Annotated in this window: 15 protein-coding genes and 1 pseudogene; 5 read left to right on the top strand and 11 right to left on the bottom strand. The window is 58.7% G+C overall.

All coding sequences use genetic code 11. From position 1 onward, the window contains the following. Positions 1–6 precede the first annotated feature (6 nt). Both E8E78_RS16260 and E8E78_RS16255 read left to right on the top strand, forming a co-directional pair. The gene (locus E8E78_RS16260; protein ID WP_060492544.1) at positions 7–387 is read left to right on the top strand and encodes a low affinity iron permease family protein; all 381 of its coding nucleotides are present in this window, start codon (positions 7–9) and stop codon (positions 385–387) included. A gap of 83 nt (positions 388–470) precedes the next feature. After that, positions 471–628: pseudogene (locus tag E8E78_RS16255) on the top strand (DUF6021 family protein). Between the two features lie 48 nt (positions 629–676). On the opposite strand, the gene E8E78_RS16250 reads toward E8E78_RS16255, so the two are convergent. The 4 genes from E8E78_RS16250 to E8E78_RS16235 all read right to left on the bottom strand — a co-directional run bounded on the left by E8E78_RS16250 (position 677) and on the right by E8E78_RS16235 (position 5,420). Next, entirely contained in the window at positions 677–3,121 is a 2,445-nt protein-coding gene (locus E8E78_RS16250) for a TonB-dependent receptor (RefSeq protein WP_060492545.1), read from the bottom strand. A gap of 137 nt (positions 3,122–3,258) precedes the next feature. Next, positions 3,259–4,215 carry a FecR domain-containing protein gene (locus E8E78_RS16245; protein WP_060492546.1) on the bottom strand — a complete coding sequence of 319 codons (957 nt, stop codon included), beginning with the start codon at positions 4,213–4,215 and terminating at the stop codon, positions 3,259–3,261. Continuing rightward, positions 4,212–4,718, bottom strand: a complete 507-nt coding sequence (locus E8E78_RS16240; protein ID WP_060492547.1) for a sigma-70 family RNA polymerase sigma factor — start codon at positions 4,716–4,718, stop codon at positions 4,212–4,214. The genes E8E78_RS16245 and E8E78_RS16240 overlap by 4 nt, the downstream gene beginning before the upstream one ends. Before the next feature lie 162 nt (positions 4,719–4,880). Then, on the bottom strand, positions 4,881–5,420 hold the full coding sequence (locus E8E78_RS16235; protein ID WP_060492548.1) for a type 1 glutamine amidotransferase domain-containing protein: 540 nt from the start codon (positions 5,418–5,420) through the stop codon (positions 4,881–4,883). Between the two features lie 167 nt (positions 5,421–5,587). On the opposite strand from E8E78_RS16235, the gene E8E78_RS16230 reads away from it, so the two are divergent. Together E8E78_RS16230 and xth are read left to right on the top strand one after the other, a co-directional pair. After that, complete coding sequence (locus tag E8E78_RS16230) at positions 5,588–5,830, top strand: hypothetical protein (RefSeq protein ID WP_060492549.1); 243 nt, start codon at positions 5,588–5,590, stop codon at positions 5,828–5,830. Continuing rightward, entirely contained in the window at positions 5,827–6,624 is a 798-nt protein-coding gene (gene xth, locus E8E78_RS16225) for an exodeoxyribonuclease III (protein WP_060492550.1), read from the top strand. Before E8E78_RS16230 ends, xth begins: the two co-directional genes overlap by 4 nt. 115 nt (positions 6,625–6,739) lie before the next feature. On the opposite strand, the gene E8E78_RS16220 is transcribed toward xth, so the two are convergent. From E8E78_RS16220 to E8E78_RS16190, 7 genes are all read right to left on the bottom strand, one after another. After that, the gene (locus tag E8E78_RS16220; RefSeq protein WP_060492551.1) at positions 6,740–9,283 is read right to left on the bottom strand and encodes an EAL domain-containing protein; all 2,544 of its coding nucleotides are present in this window, start codon (positions 9,281–9,283) and stop codon (positions 6,740–6,742) included. Positions 9,284–9,431: 148 nt separating this feature from the next. After that, positions 9,432–9,680 carry a hypothetical protein gene (locus E8E78_RS16215; protein ID WP_060492552.1) on the bottom strand — a complete coding sequence of 83 codons (249 nt, stop codon included), beginning with the start codon at positions 9,678–9,680 and terminating at the stop codon, positions 9,432–9,434. A gap of 78 nt (positions 9,681–9,758) precedes the next feature. Beyond that, on the bottom strand, positions 9,759–10,223 hold the full coding sequence (locus E8E78_RS16210) for a hemerythrin domain-containing protein (protein WP_280311663.1): 465 nt from the start codon (positions 10,221–10,223) through the stop codon (positions 9,759–9,761). A gap of 143 nt (positions 10,224–10,366) precedes the next feature. Next, on the bottom strand, positions 10,367–10,810 hold the full coding sequence (locus E8E78_RS16205) for a YetF domain-containing protein (protein ID WP_060494708.1): 444 nt from the start codon (positions 10,808–10,810) through the stop codon (positions 10,367–10,369). 9 nt (positions 10,811–10,819) lie between these two features. Further along, on the bottom strand, positions 10,820–11,326 hold the full coding sequence (locus E8E78_RS16200) for a hypothetical protein (RefSeq protein WP_060494713.1): 507 nt from the start codon (positions 11,324–11,326) through the stop codon (positions 10,820–10,822). Positions 11,327–11,336: 10 nt separating this feature from the next. Next, positions 11,337–11,840 (bottom strand): CinA family protein, encoded by a 504-nt coding sequence (locus E8E78_RS16195; RefSeq protein WP_060494709.1) that lies wholly within the window; start codon positions 11,838–11,840, stop codon positions 11,337–11,339. Between the two features lie 362 nt (positions 11,841–12,202). Beyond that, positions 12,203–13,060 carry a glucose 1-dehydrogenase gene (locus tag E8E78_RS16190; RefSeq protein ID WP_054881852.1) on the bottom strand — a complete coding sequence of 286 codons (858 nt, stop codon included), beginning with the start codon at positions 13,058–13,060 and terminating at the stop codon, positions 12,203–12,205. A gap of 196 nt (positions 13,061–13,256) precedes the next feature. On the opposite strand from E8E78_RS16190, the gene E8E78_RS16185 reads away from it, so the two are divergent. Then, positions 13,257–13,781, top strand: a complete 525-nt coding sequence (locus E8E78_RS16185; RefSeq protein ID WP_004573937.1) for a hypothetical protein — start codon at positions 13,257–13,259, stop codon at positions 13,779–13,781. Positions 13,782–13,835 lie beyond the last annotated feature (54 nt).

Below are 13,835 nucleotides of genomic sequence, written 5' to 3'. Positions count from 1 at the left end.
TCAGCGATGAAATTTGATCGTTTTGCACAATGGCTAGCCAACCACAGCGGGCGGCCGTTGACCTTCTTTATTGCCTTGATGTTGATCATAGCCTGGGGCGTAAGTGGGCCCTTGTTTCATTTCAACGACACGTGGCAGCTGGTCATCAACACGTCGACCACAATCATCACGTTCCTGATGGTGTTCCTGATCCAGAATACCCAAAACCGTGATAGCGACGAGTTGCACATCAAACTGGACGAACTGTTGCGCACTACCCAACGGGCGCACAAGGCATTGCTCGACCTTGAGGACATGGGGCCTGCTGAACTCCATGCGCTTCGAAAGCGGTACCAGCAACTGGGGGAGCACGACGAAGCGGGCCCAGGCAGGGACGATCCCCATTGAAATGTTCAGGAACAAGCCATGGCGTTGTCTAGGCAGGGGCAAGGCCGTGACGGTGACACACACACACACTCGGAGAACGGATGATGAACAAACCCGACGAGCAGCGGCAAAAAGGCCTTCCGATCATGCAACGAAGGATGAGGACCTGGGGTTCGACCCGGACTCTCCGGACTTGGACGACCCTCAATTGGACCCACAAGGCCCGGCGAAAGCACCCAGGGATGTAGAAAAGAAACCGTGAGCCTGGCTAGCGTGCCCGGCTGTGTGAGAGCCGGGGGCAGCGCAGCTGTCAGAATGTGTACTTCAGCGACAGCATCAGGTTGCGTTGCTCTCCGTAAACGCTGCTCGGCACCGTGACAGAGTTGCTGAGCGCGTTGTAATACTTCTTGTCGAACGCATTGTTGAGATTGACGCGCGCATCGATGTGTTCGGTCGGCTTGAACCCCAACATGAAGTCCACCAGTGTGTAGCCATCCTGCTCGATCATGTAGGTGGTGTTTTTGTTGTAGATTCGATTCTGGTGATAAAGGGAGGCCCCCACACGCCATTGGTTGAATTGCCCTGGCAGGGTGTAGGACGTGCTCATCTTGAACAGATGGCGGGGAATATCGGTGTCGAAGAGGCGGCCCTCGTTTTCCTTCTTGGCATCCTTGACATACTTGGCTTCGGCAAAGGTATAACCCGCAGCCAGTTGCCAATCAGGCGTCAATTGGCCCTGAACCTCCAGTTCTATGCCCTTGCTGCGCACTTTGCCTGCCGCTTCGTAGCACGGGGTAGTGGGAGCCGTAGGGCAACCGTCGGTAAATGACTTCGCGCGGTCCTCCTGGTCGATCTGAAAGAGGGCGGCCGATGCGTTCAGTGCCCCGTCGAAGTACTCACCCTTGATGCCCAGTTCATAGTTTTTCCCGGTGATCGGCGCAATGATATTGTCGGAGGCATCCCGGTAGTTCTGGGGTTTGAAGATGTCGGTGTAGCTGACATACACACTGTGATGCTCGTTGATGTCATAGATCAGGCCGGCGTACCTGGTGACATGCCGAGTGACTTTGAGCTCGCTCGGGGCGGTGCCTTTGTAGGGCGAGGAGGTGGTGTTGTCGTACCAGTCCAGGCGGCTGCCCAGGATCAGCTTCAGCGGGTCGGCCAGGCTCAGGCGTGTGGTGGCATAAACGCTGTTGAGCTTGGCATTGGTGTTCTGCCAGCCGTATTTGTCCTGGCTCGGCGGTTTTGGCGTGGCGCCAGCGTCCCAGTTGTAAAGGTCGATGTTGCTGTTGAGCAAGATGTTGTAGGGCACGTCCCCGTTGAACACCACCCGCCGGTGACTGGCGCCGACCACCAGTTCGTGGTCTCGGTCCATCAGGCGAAACGGGCCGCTGGCGTAGGCATCGAAGCTGTTCTGGGTTTCCCGATAGTGGCCCGCGCCGACGAACTGGTTATAGGCCTGGGTGGTGGTGTTAGCGACCAGATAGGTGCCCAGCATGTCCAGGTCGGCCCAGGTCTTGGTAGCCGAGATGTTGAGCTTCCAGCCGTTGTCCAGCAGGTGTTCCAGTGCCGCGTAGGCAGAGGTGCTGGTCTTGTCCCAATACTCCCAGTCACTGCTCAGCGACGTAGAGCGTGACAAATGCAGGTCACTGCCGTCGAAGCCCACTGGCAGGCCGGTCCAGCCGTTGCCATTGTTGTTGTCTTGCTGGCGCGATGCACTCAGGGTCAAGGTGGTGCTGTCGTCCAGGTCGGCCTCAAGGATGCCATAGAACAGGTTGCGTTCGTTTTCCAGGGTGTCCCGGTAGCTGTTGCCGGTCTGATACGCCGTCACCATTCTGCCGCGAACGGTTCCACTGTCGTTGAGCGCCCCGGAGACATCGACCTCGGTGCGGTATCGGTCCCAACTGCCCATGCTGCCTTCGATGCTGGCCTGGAATTCCCGCGTCGGCCGCTTGCGGATCAGGTTGATCGATGCAGCAGGGTTGCCCGCACCCTGCATCAGGCCGGTGGCACCGCGCACGACTTCGACCCGGTCATACATGGCCATGTCGGCCGACAGCAGGTCCTGGGACACCTGTGAGCTGTCCAGGCTGGTGGGCAGGCCGTCATACATGATGTTGTCGAGGGAAAACCCCCGGGCGTAGTACGAGGATCGTTCGGGGCCCGTCCGGCGCAGGGTGAGCCCAGGGGTGTTCTGCACCACCTCGTTGAGGTTGGCGAGGTTCTGGTCCTCGATGCGTTGGCGCGTGATGATCGTGACTGATTGTGGTGTCTCGCGCAGGGACAATGGCAGTTTGGTGGCCGTCTGCGCTGAACGTGTGGTGTATGAACCGGTACCTTCGGTGGTGCCAGCCAGCAGTGCGCCGGTTACGGTAGTCGCCCCCAGTTCCAGGGCACCTTCGCTGTCCGCTGCCACTTCTATTATGTAGCTGTCCGCACGCTTGAGCACGCGCAGGCCGGTGCCGGCCAGCAGTTGGGCGAGGCCGTCACTCACTGAGTAGGTGCCGCTGAGCCCCGGGCTATGCTTGCCGGCGGTCAATTGTGCGTCTGCGGACAGCAAGATGCCGGACTGGCTCGCGAAACGGTTCAGCGCCTGATCAAGGCCCCCAGCCGGGATGGCGTACTGGCGTGTCTGTTCGCTTGCGTAGGCCAGTGCTGCAGGCACGGCAAGCAGTAAAGGGGCGCCGCCGAGCAAGCTGGCAAGCAGGATGTGGTGGGTCAGCCGTGAACGGGTTGGCGTGGGCAGGTGCGACACTCTGAACGATCCTCTTGAGAAGGCTTGTTGATGGGTTTCAAGAGGTATCCCGTACAACTCGACCAAAACGACAACACTGCACAAACTCTTTTTTGCCATTCAGGCCGGAAGCAGACGGCCAGCAGCCTTCTGCGTTTCTAAGCCGGGCTGACGTTGACCCAGAAGCGCGTCAATCTGTGTATTTTTACGGGTAGCGACTGCTGAACGGCCATTAGCACGCGGTCGGTGTCTGCCAGGGGAAACACCCCCGTCAGTGGCAACTGCGCTACAGCGGGGTCGCAGCGAAGCACGCCGGGACGATGGCGAGCCAGTTCGGCGACGAAATGCCCCAGCGGCATGCGTTCGGCGATCAAGCGGCCGTCTAGCCAGGCGATGGTGTTGAGGTTGGCTGGCCCGAGGTCGCCGAGGCGATTGGCGGAAAACCAACGACTTTGTCCTGCCTGCAGGCGGCTGGCGGGCGCCTGCCGCGGACGCAACTTCAGCTCGCCTTCAAACAGCTCGACATGGCTGCCACCCTCACGCTGGTACACGGAAAAGCGTGTGCCCAACGCCTGGATTTCCCCCTCTGCAGTTTCAATAATCAGCGGGCGCTGCGCCGGGTCATGACCACTTTCAAGCAGCAGTTCTCCAGCAATCAGGCAAATGCGCCGCTCTGACGTGTTGAAGCGGATATCAACCGCAGTGCCGCTGTTCAGGCTAAGCCGGCTGCCATCGACCAGCGAGCGTCGCAAACATTCGCCAGTGCCGCTGCGCAGGTCTGCCATGGTTTCGCGCCAAGGGGAATGCGAATGCACCAGATAGCCGCTCCCGCCGGCCAACAGCAACATGCCAAGCAGCTTGAGCGTCTGCCGACGACGCGCATCGGGCAGCTCGCGCAGCACCCCTAGTGCTGTATCCGCAGGGACACCGCTCAGGGTACTTTGCAGGCGCTCCAGGCGTCGCCATGCACGATCGTGCTCCGGGTCCGCGGCGCGCCATTCAAGAAAGCGCTGCTGTTGTGCCGCTTCGAACTCACCGCTCCAGTGCAGCATGAGCCAATGACTGGCCTGCTCGAAGATTGCGGGGGAGAGCGGTGCTTCGCTGGCGTTTTTCATTCAGCGTACAGGACCTGATAGCAAGCAGTGATGGCGCGGAGCATGTACTTTTGTACCGAGCTGACGCTGACGTCCAGCCGAGCTGCGATCTGTGTGTAGGTCAGCCCTTCAAATTGCGACAGCAGAAATGCCTCGCGTACCTTTGCAGGCATGTTGTCGAGCATGGCGTCGATCTGCATCAGGGTTTCGATCACGATTGCGCGGGTTTCCAGTGACGGCGTCTCTGGCTCGGGCAGGGCTGCGAGGCTCTCCAGATAAGCTTGGTGGATACGCTGGCGACGCCACTGGTCTATGACCAGGTTGCGGGCGATCTGCACCAGGAATCGACGGCCGTCACGCTGTTCCGGCAGGCGGCGGGTTACCAGCAGGCGCAGGAAGGTGTCTTGAGCGATGTCCGCCGCCCGCTCGCGATCACCCAGGCGGTGGCGCAGCCAGCCTTGCAGCCAGCCGTGGTGATCGCGATACAGGCTGTCAATGGGTTGCAGTGGGGTGTCGATGGGCACTTCACCTTTCCGCTAATCAGATGCATATGGGAATTAATCGCGATTGCAAGGTGGTGTGCCGGTTTTGCAAACCGTTGCAGCAAAAGTCAGGTCAATGCGTGCAAACGGAGTTGGTGTGTTGAACTGGCAAACCAGGTGTTTGCCAGTTCACAGGTCAGGGAGCTAGCCCGCAAGGGCCTTGACCAATTGCTCGCTGAAGGCGGGGATATCATCCGGCTTGCGGCTTGTTATCAGGTTGCCGTCCACCACTACCTCTTCATCGACCCAGTGGCCACCTGCATTGCGGATATCATCCTGCAAGGTCTTGTAGCTGGTCATCCGTTTGCCCTTGGCCAGTCCACTCGATACCAGCAGCCAGGCGCCGTGGCAGATTACCGCCAGTGGCTTGCTGGCCGAATTGTGGCTTTTGACCAGTTTCTGGGCGCCAGGTATCAGGCGGATGGTGTCGGAATTCTGTACCCCACCCGGTAGCACGATGGCATCGTAAAGGTCGAGGTGGGCGCTGTCGAACGTCGCGTCCACCGCAAACTCATCGGCCGGCTTGTCATGGTTCCAGCCGCGGACAGTACCTTCCTTGTCACTCAGGATGTCGATCACGGCCCCGTTTTTCTGCAAGGCTTCGCGAGGTCCGGTCAACTCCACTTGTTCGAAGCCATCGGTGACCAGAAAGGCAACGCGCTTGCCACTCAGTTTTGCACTCATCGTTCAATCTCCGTTTTTGCCAGGTGTGGATGTGGGACGTCTCGGACGGGGTGAGAAGTTCCAATGCACTCCTTCAGTGGTATGGGATGCTGACCGACTGGCCGTTGCGGTTGAACATTGCGCAGCACTAGGGCTCTCACTAGCAGGGATAGAACGAGGCGGCCGTCATGAACATCGAACGCAGCATTCCTGAACTTGAAGCCTGGTACGCGCAGTACGACGACATCAGCTACCGGCGCGAATCGCCGGACGCCTACCACCATGAACTGGTTCGCACCGCCGAGGCATTACGGGACGATGGTGCGATTGACTGGGATGACTGGTTGAGGCTGAAGGCACTGGCCGATGAGGCACATATCCGGGCACTGGAAGATGCCGTGCAGGCTCACGTGAGCGACCCTGACGCATGAAAGCGCTGAAGATCGCCACCTTCAACATCAATGGCATCCGCAGCCGCCTGCCCGCACTGTTGGCCTGGCTGGAGCGGGAGCAACCGGACATTGCCTGCTTGCAGGAGTTGAAGGCGGCCGATCAGCAGTTTCCTCGCCAGGCCATCGAAGCTGCAGGTTATGGTTGCCTGTACCAAGGGCAACCCTCCTGGAACGGCGTGGCGATCCTGGCGCGTGATAGCGAGCCGCTGGAGGTGCGTCGCGGGCTGCCCGGCATGCAGGACGATCAGCAGAGCCGCTATCTGGAAGCTGCGGCGCATGGTGTACTGGTGGGCTGCCTTTACCTGCCCAATGGCAACCCGCAACCCGGCCCCAAGTTCGATTACAAACTGCGCTGGTTCGAGTGCCTGATCAAGCATGCCCAAACACTGCATGGCAGCAGCCATCCTGCGGTGTTGGCGGGCGATTTCAATGTTGTGCCCACCGATCTGGACATCTATAACCCGCGCTCATGGCTCAAGGACGCGCTGCTGCAACCTGAATCGCGGGCGTGTTTCCAACAGTTGCTGGCGCAGGGCTGGGTCGACGCTGTTCGTCACCTGTATCCCGAGCAGCGCATCTACACGTTCTGGGACTATTTTCGCAATCACTGGGCGCGCAATGCCGGGCTCCGTATTGATCACCTGCTGCTCAACCCTGATCTCAGCCCTTATCTGAGGCGGGCGGGCGTGGATGCCTGGGTGCGCAACGAAGCCAAGGCCAGTGATCATGCGCCGGTCTGGATCCAGTTGGGCGGGCGCCGCCAGCAACGCTAGCTGTCAGCGGGGATGATCCGTGGAACGGGTGAATTAGACCGGCGTCTGGACTTGGCACCCATCGGGAAAGTTACACGCACATCCCCTCATCGCGTTCTCCGAGACGTGAATTCGCTCATGAGATCTGCTCCCTCATCATTCCTATCAGCGCTTCGTTTTCCAGCGGTTTGCTGAGCAGAAAACCTTGCACTTCATGGCATTGGTCATCGCTAAGGAGGGCCAGTTGCTCTGCGGTCTCGACACCTTCGGCAGTTACCGTCATACCCATTGCGTTGCCAAGATTGATGATGGCCTGGACCACGCTGCGGTCGCTGCCGCTCTTACCCAGATGCTGAACGAAGCGCTTGTCAATCTTGATGCTGTCGAACGGGTAGGTACGCAGGTAACCCAGAGAGGAGTAACCGGTCCCAAAGTCGTCCATGTTCAGGCGCACGCCCAGCTCCTTCAGTGCATGCATGGTATGCAGAGCGCCTTCAACGTCGTTGAGCATGACGTTTTCAGTGATTTCCAGTTCCAGTCGATGGGCCGGCAGGCCGGTGGTGCGCAATGCGTCGCCGACGTCGCGAACTACATCGCTGCGGCTGAACTGGGCCGGCGACATGTTTACCGATACGATTACCGCCTGTGGCCAGCCGCGCGCCTTATTGCAGGCTTCCTGTAACACCCAGTTGCCAAGCAGCACGATCAGGTCAGACTCTTCGGCCAGCGGGATGAACCTATCCGGGTGTAGCAGGCCCAGGCGTGGGTGTCGCCAACGCACGAGGGCCTCAGCCGATGCGAGCGACACCCCGTCGACCTTGAAGCGCGGCTGGAAGTGCAGCACAAGCTCGCCACGTGGTATGCCATCGCGTAGTTCGCTTTCCAGGACACGCTTGTCCATCAATGCTGCATTCAGTTGCGCTGAAAAAAAGCGCCAGGTGTTTTTGCCCGCCTGCTTGGCGCTGTAAAGAGCCACGTCAGCGTAGCGGATCAAATCGGTTGGCGTACCGGGATATTCGGCCGACATCACGACACCAAGACTCACACCCACTTGAACACTATGCCCCTCGACCTGCATGGGTCGTCTGATTGCCTCGATCAAGCGGATGCAGAATCGGTCCATGTCCTTGCGATCCCCTGGCCGGGTCACTACGACGATGAACTCGTCGCCTCCCAAGCGGGCAACCAGGTCACTGTCGCGGGTAACCTGACCAAGGCGGCCGGCCACCTCGAGCAACACCGCATCGCCTGCCGGATGCCCAAGGCTGTCGTTGATCGGCTTGAAATTATCAAGATCCAGTATCAGCAGCGCTACCTGGAGTGGCCCAGTGCTACTCATGGTTTGTTCGAGGAACCGAAACAGCTTATTGCGATTCGGCAGCCCGGTAAGGGCATCGTGCAAAGAGAGATGCTGAATCTGGGCATGTGCGGCTACTTCGTCGGTGATGTCGCTACAAGTGCCACGAAACCCGGTACAGACGCTCTGATCCACGATTGCGCGGGAAGCGATTCTGCAAATACGCTGTTGGCCCAGATGATCCTGATACTGGCAGCGTAGGGTACCGGAAGAGCTTGTCGCAGCCAGACTATGAAGCCAGGTCTGGAAATGGCTGGTATCACACGACAGCAGCTCGGTAATCGGGCGCTGTTGCCATACTTCTACAGGATGCCCGGTAAGTTCGCTAAAACGGTCCGACAGGTAGGTTAGCCGTAGGAGCACATCCGTTTCCCAGATCCAGTCCGATGCGGCTTCGGCCACAGCCTTGAAGCGCTCTTCGCTCGATTGCAGGGCAGCCCTGGATGTCATGAGCGCATGGTGGCTACGATCGATCCTCGTGCTGGCCCGCATCGCATAGCGTGCAAACAGTGCAATGGTCAGCGCAATCAGGAGCACGGCGATAGCGAGGGGCGTAATTACTGTCTTGATCAATTGGGTGCCAGGCTGCGGTAAATCCCAGCTCAGGGCGAGACCGATGCCTTGGAGGGCGAGAACACCACGCCCTTTACGCTGCTCGGTCGAATCGCTTACAGCCACGCCGGACAACCCCGCCAACTCGCCCAGCACCAACAGCACCTTCGGTGAGAGAACGCGAATGAACACCATCACTGCTGTGGGTTTCGGCAGGTGGTGGGGTTGGGCCTGTGGACGTATCAGTGCAGCGCTGTACAACGCCGGCAGGCCACGAAATACGATATATCCTGAAGTCGCCTGGTCATGCTGGGCGGCTTGGCGAGCAAGGTGCAAGATCTTGTCAGCACTGGAGGTGAGCTGCTCAAGCCCCTGCTGGCTGAGCTGACCTTCCAGCATGGCGTAGCGGGTACCCTCATCATCGAGCACGTATACTCCCTCATACCCATCGGCGGTGAAGAGCGTGGCGCCTACGTTGTCCTCGATGTATGCCCAATGCGTGTCGACCTGCCTCCCCAGGTGATCATAGGCGGCCTGCCAATCAGTGTGGGTCAGCAGGAACGTCCTGTCGCTCTTCTGCAGTTGTTTGATAGCCGAATCAGCATGAAAACGGCTTTGCTCCATTTGTTGGACGTCGAGCGCCCCGGCGAGGCGGTAGAGGGAGAACAGCCCCAGCAACAGGGCTAACAACAAGATCAAGGAGAACACCATGATGAGTTGCCCCACCACGTGACTACGGGTCGACATATCATTGTCAGCAAGCACGTCCATTGATTCACCGTCGCGGTCGAAGTCTCCCAGGGTTGACCGGTGAGCTGGCATGGAGGTCGATGGAACTGACGACCGGTGGTGGGCGAAAGGCGCCGTAGATAGACGAATACGGGCAGCATCGCTGGGCCACCTGCTTGTCAGAGCGTTATCACCCGGCAATTTCCAGTTGCGTGTTCTTCCGCCACCCCCGCAAATTCATCGCGCAGAGGCAGAACTGCAGGATTATCAGTGCCCAGGCATGTGCTTGCCAGCCCCACACGGCCCACAGCACGTTGCTTGCGATGAAACAGCAGAATCCTGTCTTCCTTCTGCCCGGACGGCCCGAACCGATGCACCAGGCTGCCACCACGGTCATCACCATGGCAGGCCATTCAAGTAACCCAATCCAATATTCCATGAAACCTTCCAACTGATGATGGGGAATCTGAAGCTGATCACCTGCCAGCGTTCAGGGCGCTGGCAGGTGCTCACTTGCTTAAGTCGCTCGCTGCTCGCCCTCGAGGATCTTTTTCTGCATTTCCATGGTTTGCCCAAGCTCCTCGAGGGTGTCCTTGCTGAGCAGTTTCTTCGCGGTGGGGAAGAGATCGCCTTCTTCTTCCTCGATGTGATGCTCCAACAACTCTTTCATGACCTTGACCCGCCCGGCGAATTCGACGGTGCCGGTTTCGGTATGCATAAGGTCGGGCAGGACGAGGGCGTCGACAGTCCGGTGTTCTTCCTTGGCCTCGTAGTACATCTTCGCTTCTTCCTTGCCACCCGCTTCCTTGATGGCCGGATAGAGAATTTCTTCTTCGAGCGCGGTGTGAATCTGTAGCTCCTGCTCAATTTTGTGGAGTAACTCAGCCCGTTTCTTTACCGCTCGCTCCGTAGTGGTCGACAGCTCTTCGAGCAGCTTTTTCACCAGCTTGTGGTCTTGGATCAGTAAGTCGATAGCGTTCATTGGCGTTACCTCATCACGGAATCAGCTAGCACTTGCTCGTGGTTGAGTACGCACGGAGTGACACGGTTCAATGCTTACGATGGCTGGCATCATCGCGTGTGTGTGCGAGGCGGTAGTCGTTGCTTTACTGTTGCCCCCAGGCCTCATTCGGCAGGAATGATCGAAATCTTTCCATTGCGTTCGACGATGGCGAACTTGACCTGCTCAATGTGCTCAATGCCCTGGCTGTCCCGCGCTGACTCAAGGATATCGTCCTCCGTGAGGCGTGCCCGACGCATGCGGCGATGCAGAAAGCGCCCATTCTCGACAACCAGGGTAGCGTGCCCATCCAGAAACCTGGCCAAAGACTTGGAGTTGAGCTTCGCGAGCGAAAGGCCGACGTCCAGAACGATCAGCGTGGTAATTACCAGCATGGCATTGGTGAATGAAAAATCGTCGCCCAGAAGCGCTTGCTGGGTGGCTTCTCCGATGATCAGCAACAACACGAAGTCGAAGGTCGTCAAATCAGCCAGCGAGCGCCGCCCGGCTACGCGAAACAGCAGCATGAGGGCAACGTACATCCCGGCTGCGCGGAGGATCGAATCCATGACGCACTCCTAGGGGTAAAGGAATGTGGAGAAGTGAACGGCGCTTTCAGGGCCAGCCCTGACGTTGCCCTCCAGAGTGCCTACGTGCTCACTTCGAAGGGTCAGGTACAAGGTGGCCACGCCATCTTGCCTGGTACCCAACTGGAACAGCATGGCCTGGCCGTGCGACAGCGACCGTTGTGGCTCCGGTTGTAACGTCTCGATACTGGCGTCACGGAGCAATGATCCCTCGAGTTGCACCTCCACCGGCTGACCAGGGATGCCCTGAACCGTGATGAAAAGACTGTCTGTCGTGCCGCTTCGGCTGAGGCGCTGGTACTCGACCCGTACCCGGCCATCCTGGCTTACCACCTGGGCATCGCTCAACGGGCCATTACCGAACAGGCCTGCCAAGGCAAGCAATACGATGGCCACGAGCACGTACCACCCCACGCGCTCAAAGCGCCAGACGCGCTGCTGCATCGGCATGTCTTCTTGAACAGGTTGATGCCTGGATATCAGTTCATCTTCCGACATGACCACCCCCTCAGGCGCGCTCACCGCGTAACCAGCGCTGGTGATAGTGGGAGAGCCGGGCCAATCCGAACAGGGCGCCTTGGCGCATGACTTCAGACCGCTCGCCGAAGAAACGCTGAGTGCGCGTGAAAACGGCTATTGGCTCGCCGGCGAAAGCCCAGGCAAAGCACATCGTCCCCGGTGGTATCCCGGATTCGGGCGCCGGCCCGGCTACCCCGGTGGTGGCGATCACCACATTCGCATCGCTGTCTCTCAAGGCGCCCAAGGCCATTTCCCAGGCTACTGCTTCGCTGGTCAGGCCGTATCGTTCGATGGTTTCGGGGCTGACCCTCAGCAGGCGTTTCTTGGCGCCAGGTGAGTAGACGACGTAGCCGCTTTCCAGCACCTCTCCTGTACCAGGTACGGCCGCCAACAAAGCCACAAGGCAGCCCGCAGTGCACGATTCCGCTGTGGTCAAAATCAATTTGTTGTTTTTGAGATAGCCGAGGGCGGCCAGTACAGGGTCGTTTTCCATTTCAGAGTCTATTCGCTTGTTTTGCAGTGGACGCGGTCCTGAGGTAATTGGTTCATCGCCCCTGTTGCCCGCCCATCTCCTGAAGTGACACTGACCTGAACTTTGTCCCGTAGATTGGCTTCCTTTGTTTAAATGCGAAGGGAGGAAAAAGCATGAAAAAAGAGACCCAGACGCAAAAGCCAGCGGCGCAGACGAGGCCGCATGGGGAGGAGGAGCGAGACAACGATGCTCATCGTCCGGATGGATCCACCGGTACAGCCCATGACTCGACAGCGCAGAAAACGGCTCGTGATCACGATCAGCACAAACGCTGAAACCGCCACCCAAAAAGGAGGCTCGCCATCAAGGCGAGCCTCTTTTCGCTAAAGGATCGGTTTGCCGCCAGTCACTGCGTAACGTGAGCCACTGATGTAACTGGCTTCGTCGGAGCCCAGCAGCACATAGATTGGCGCGACCTCGACCGGTTGCCCCGGGCGCCCCATCGGGTAGCTGGAACCAAAGTTCTTGACGGCCTCGTCCGGCATGGTTGCCGGAATCAAAGGCGTCCAGATCGGGCCTGGCGCGACGCTGTTGACCCTGATGCCTTTCTTGCCTAGCAACTGAGCCAGGCCAGCAGTGAAGTTGGCAATGGCCCCTTTGGTCGTGGCATAGGCCAGCAGGCTGGGGGATGGATCGTCGGAATTGACCGAGCTGGTATTGATGATCGAACTGCCCTTGGGCATGGAAGGCAGTGCTGCCTGGCAAATCCTGAAGATCGCGGTGATGTTGGTATCGAACGTCTTCACCCATTCGTCATCGTCGATTTCTTCCAGGGTCTCGTGGGACATCTGGAACGCCGCGTTGTTGACCAGGATGTCGATACGCCCGAACTGGCTAACGGTTTTTTCGACGATGTCGTAGCAGTGCTGTTTCTGCGCCAGGTCTCCGGGCAACAACAGGCATTGACGGCCTGCAGACTCAACCCAGCGCGCGGTTTCTTGCGCATCTTCATGCTCATTCAGATAAGCGATGGCGACGTCGGCCCCTTCGCGGGCATAGGCAATCGCGACTGCCCGCCCGATACCGCTGTCTGCTCCGGTGATAAGTGCAATCTTGCCTTCGAGTCGATTGTGGCCGGTATACGACTGCTCACCACAATCCGGATAGGGCTCCATCTTGCGCTGTGAGCCTGGTACATTTTGAGGTTGCGAAGGGAAGGGCGGGGTAGGGAAGTCGCGCATGGTAGAAGCTCCTGCAGTTGAGAACGTTCATACCGATTCGAAAGGCCTGGCCACCTCGTGTTGATTTCAATCTGCAGTTGGTACGACGAGCGGTGCGGGATATCAATCCAGCTGAATTCCATGCCCCATCGCCTGTTCTACCGGACTCAGCTCCAGGCTCATGTCGTCGCTCGGGGCCCAACTCCCGGAGTAGCGAGTGCCTCGAATCATTACCCCAGCGACCCCCGAACACGAGATCAGCGAGCACAATGCCAGGATGTTTGGCTCTCCCAAGGAGCGTCTGGATTTTTACCGGCGTGAAATCCAGTACGAAACCAGCATCCTGGCCAACCGCACCGATGCCTACCTGGCGGCGCAGTCATTTCTGGTCATCGCCTTCGTCTCCTCAATGGGAAATCTGAATCAAGGATGGGGCGAGATGTTCACCCTGATCGTACCGGCGTTCCTCGCCTTGCTCGGGGTACTGAGCTCACTCAACGCTTGGCCTGGCATCCGGGCGGCATACAACATCATCGATCACTGGCAGCTCAAGCAAAGTCACCTGCTGCGCAGCGAGCCGTTGATGGGGTTGGCCTACGACGAGTCGCCGTTGTTTTGTGAGGCTGAGACATCGCGTGCAGGTCATCGCAAATCACTGCTGTTTTCGCTGCGCACACCGTGGATCTTTCTAGTGTTCTGGGTGCTCCTGGGTAGCTACTCGGTGTACATCCAACTCGCCTGACTGCTCGGGCATGGGTTGGCTGCAGATCATCCTGCCAATCCGATGGAATTATCT

Origin of the sequence: Pseudomonas sp. BN505, from assembly GCF_029873175.1 — a bacterium.
Lineage (GTDB): Bacteria > Pseudomonadota > Gammaproteobacteria > Pseudomonadales > Pseudomonadaceae > Aquipseudomonas > Aquipseudomonas putida.
This window is presented reverse-complemented; position numbering and strand designations above follow the sequence as displayed.

What these genes read in the sequence shown, in the direction of transcription:
- E8E78_RS16215 (WP_060492552.1), bottom strand. Translation starts at nt 9,680, where the DNA reads ATGGAATATTGGATTGGGTTACTTGAATGGCCTGCCATGGTGATGACC.
- E8E78_RS16230 (WP_060492549.1), top strand. Translation starts at nt 5,588, where the DNA reads ATGAACATCGAACGCAGCATTCCTGAACTTGAAGCCTGGTACGCGCAG.
- E8E78_RS16235 (WP_060492548.1), bottom strand. Translation starts at nt 5,420, where the DNA reads ATGAGTGCAAAACTGAGTGGCAAGCGCGTTGCCTTTCTGGTCACCGAT.
- E8E78_RS16205 (WP_060494708.1), bottom strand. Translation starts at nt 10,810, where the DNA reads ATGGATTCGATCCTCCGCGCAGCCGGGATGTACGTTGCCCTCATGCTG.
- E8E78_RS16210 (WP_280311663.1), bottom strand. Translation starts at nt 10,223, where the DNA reads ATGAACGCTATCGACTTACTGATCCAAGACCACAAGCTGGTGAAAAAG.
- E8E78_RS16195 (WP_060494709.1), bottom strand. Translation starts at nt 11,840, where the DNA reads ATGGAAAACGACCCTGTACTGGCCGCCCTCGGCTATCTCAAAAACAAC.
- E8E78_RS16200 (WP_060494713.1), bottom strand. Translation starts at nt 11,326, where the DNA reads ATGTCGGAAGATGAACTGATATCCAGGCATCAACCTGTTCAAGAAGAC.
- E8E78_RS16245 (WP_060492546.1), bottom strand. Translation starts at nt 4,215, where the DNA reads ATGAAAAACGCCAGCGAAGCACCGCTCTCCCCCGCAATCTTCGAGCAG.
- E8E78_RS16220 (WP_060492551.1), bottom strand. Translation starts at nt 9,283, where the DNA reads ATGGACGTGCTTGCTGACAATGATATGTCGACCCGTAGTCACGTGGTG.
- E8E78_RS16190 (WP_054881852.1), bottom strand. Translation starts at nt 13,060, where the DNA reads ATGCGCGACTTCCCTACCCCGCCCTTCCCTTCGCAACCTCAAAATGTA.
- E8E78_RS16260 (WP_060492544.1), top strand. Translation starts at nt 7, where the DNA reads ATGAAATTTGATCGTTTTGCACAATGGCTAGCCAACCACAGCGGGCGG.
- xth (WP_060492550.1), top strand. Translation starts at nt 5,827, where the DNA reads ATGAAAGCGCTGAAGATCGCCACCTTCAACATCAATGGCATCCGCAGC.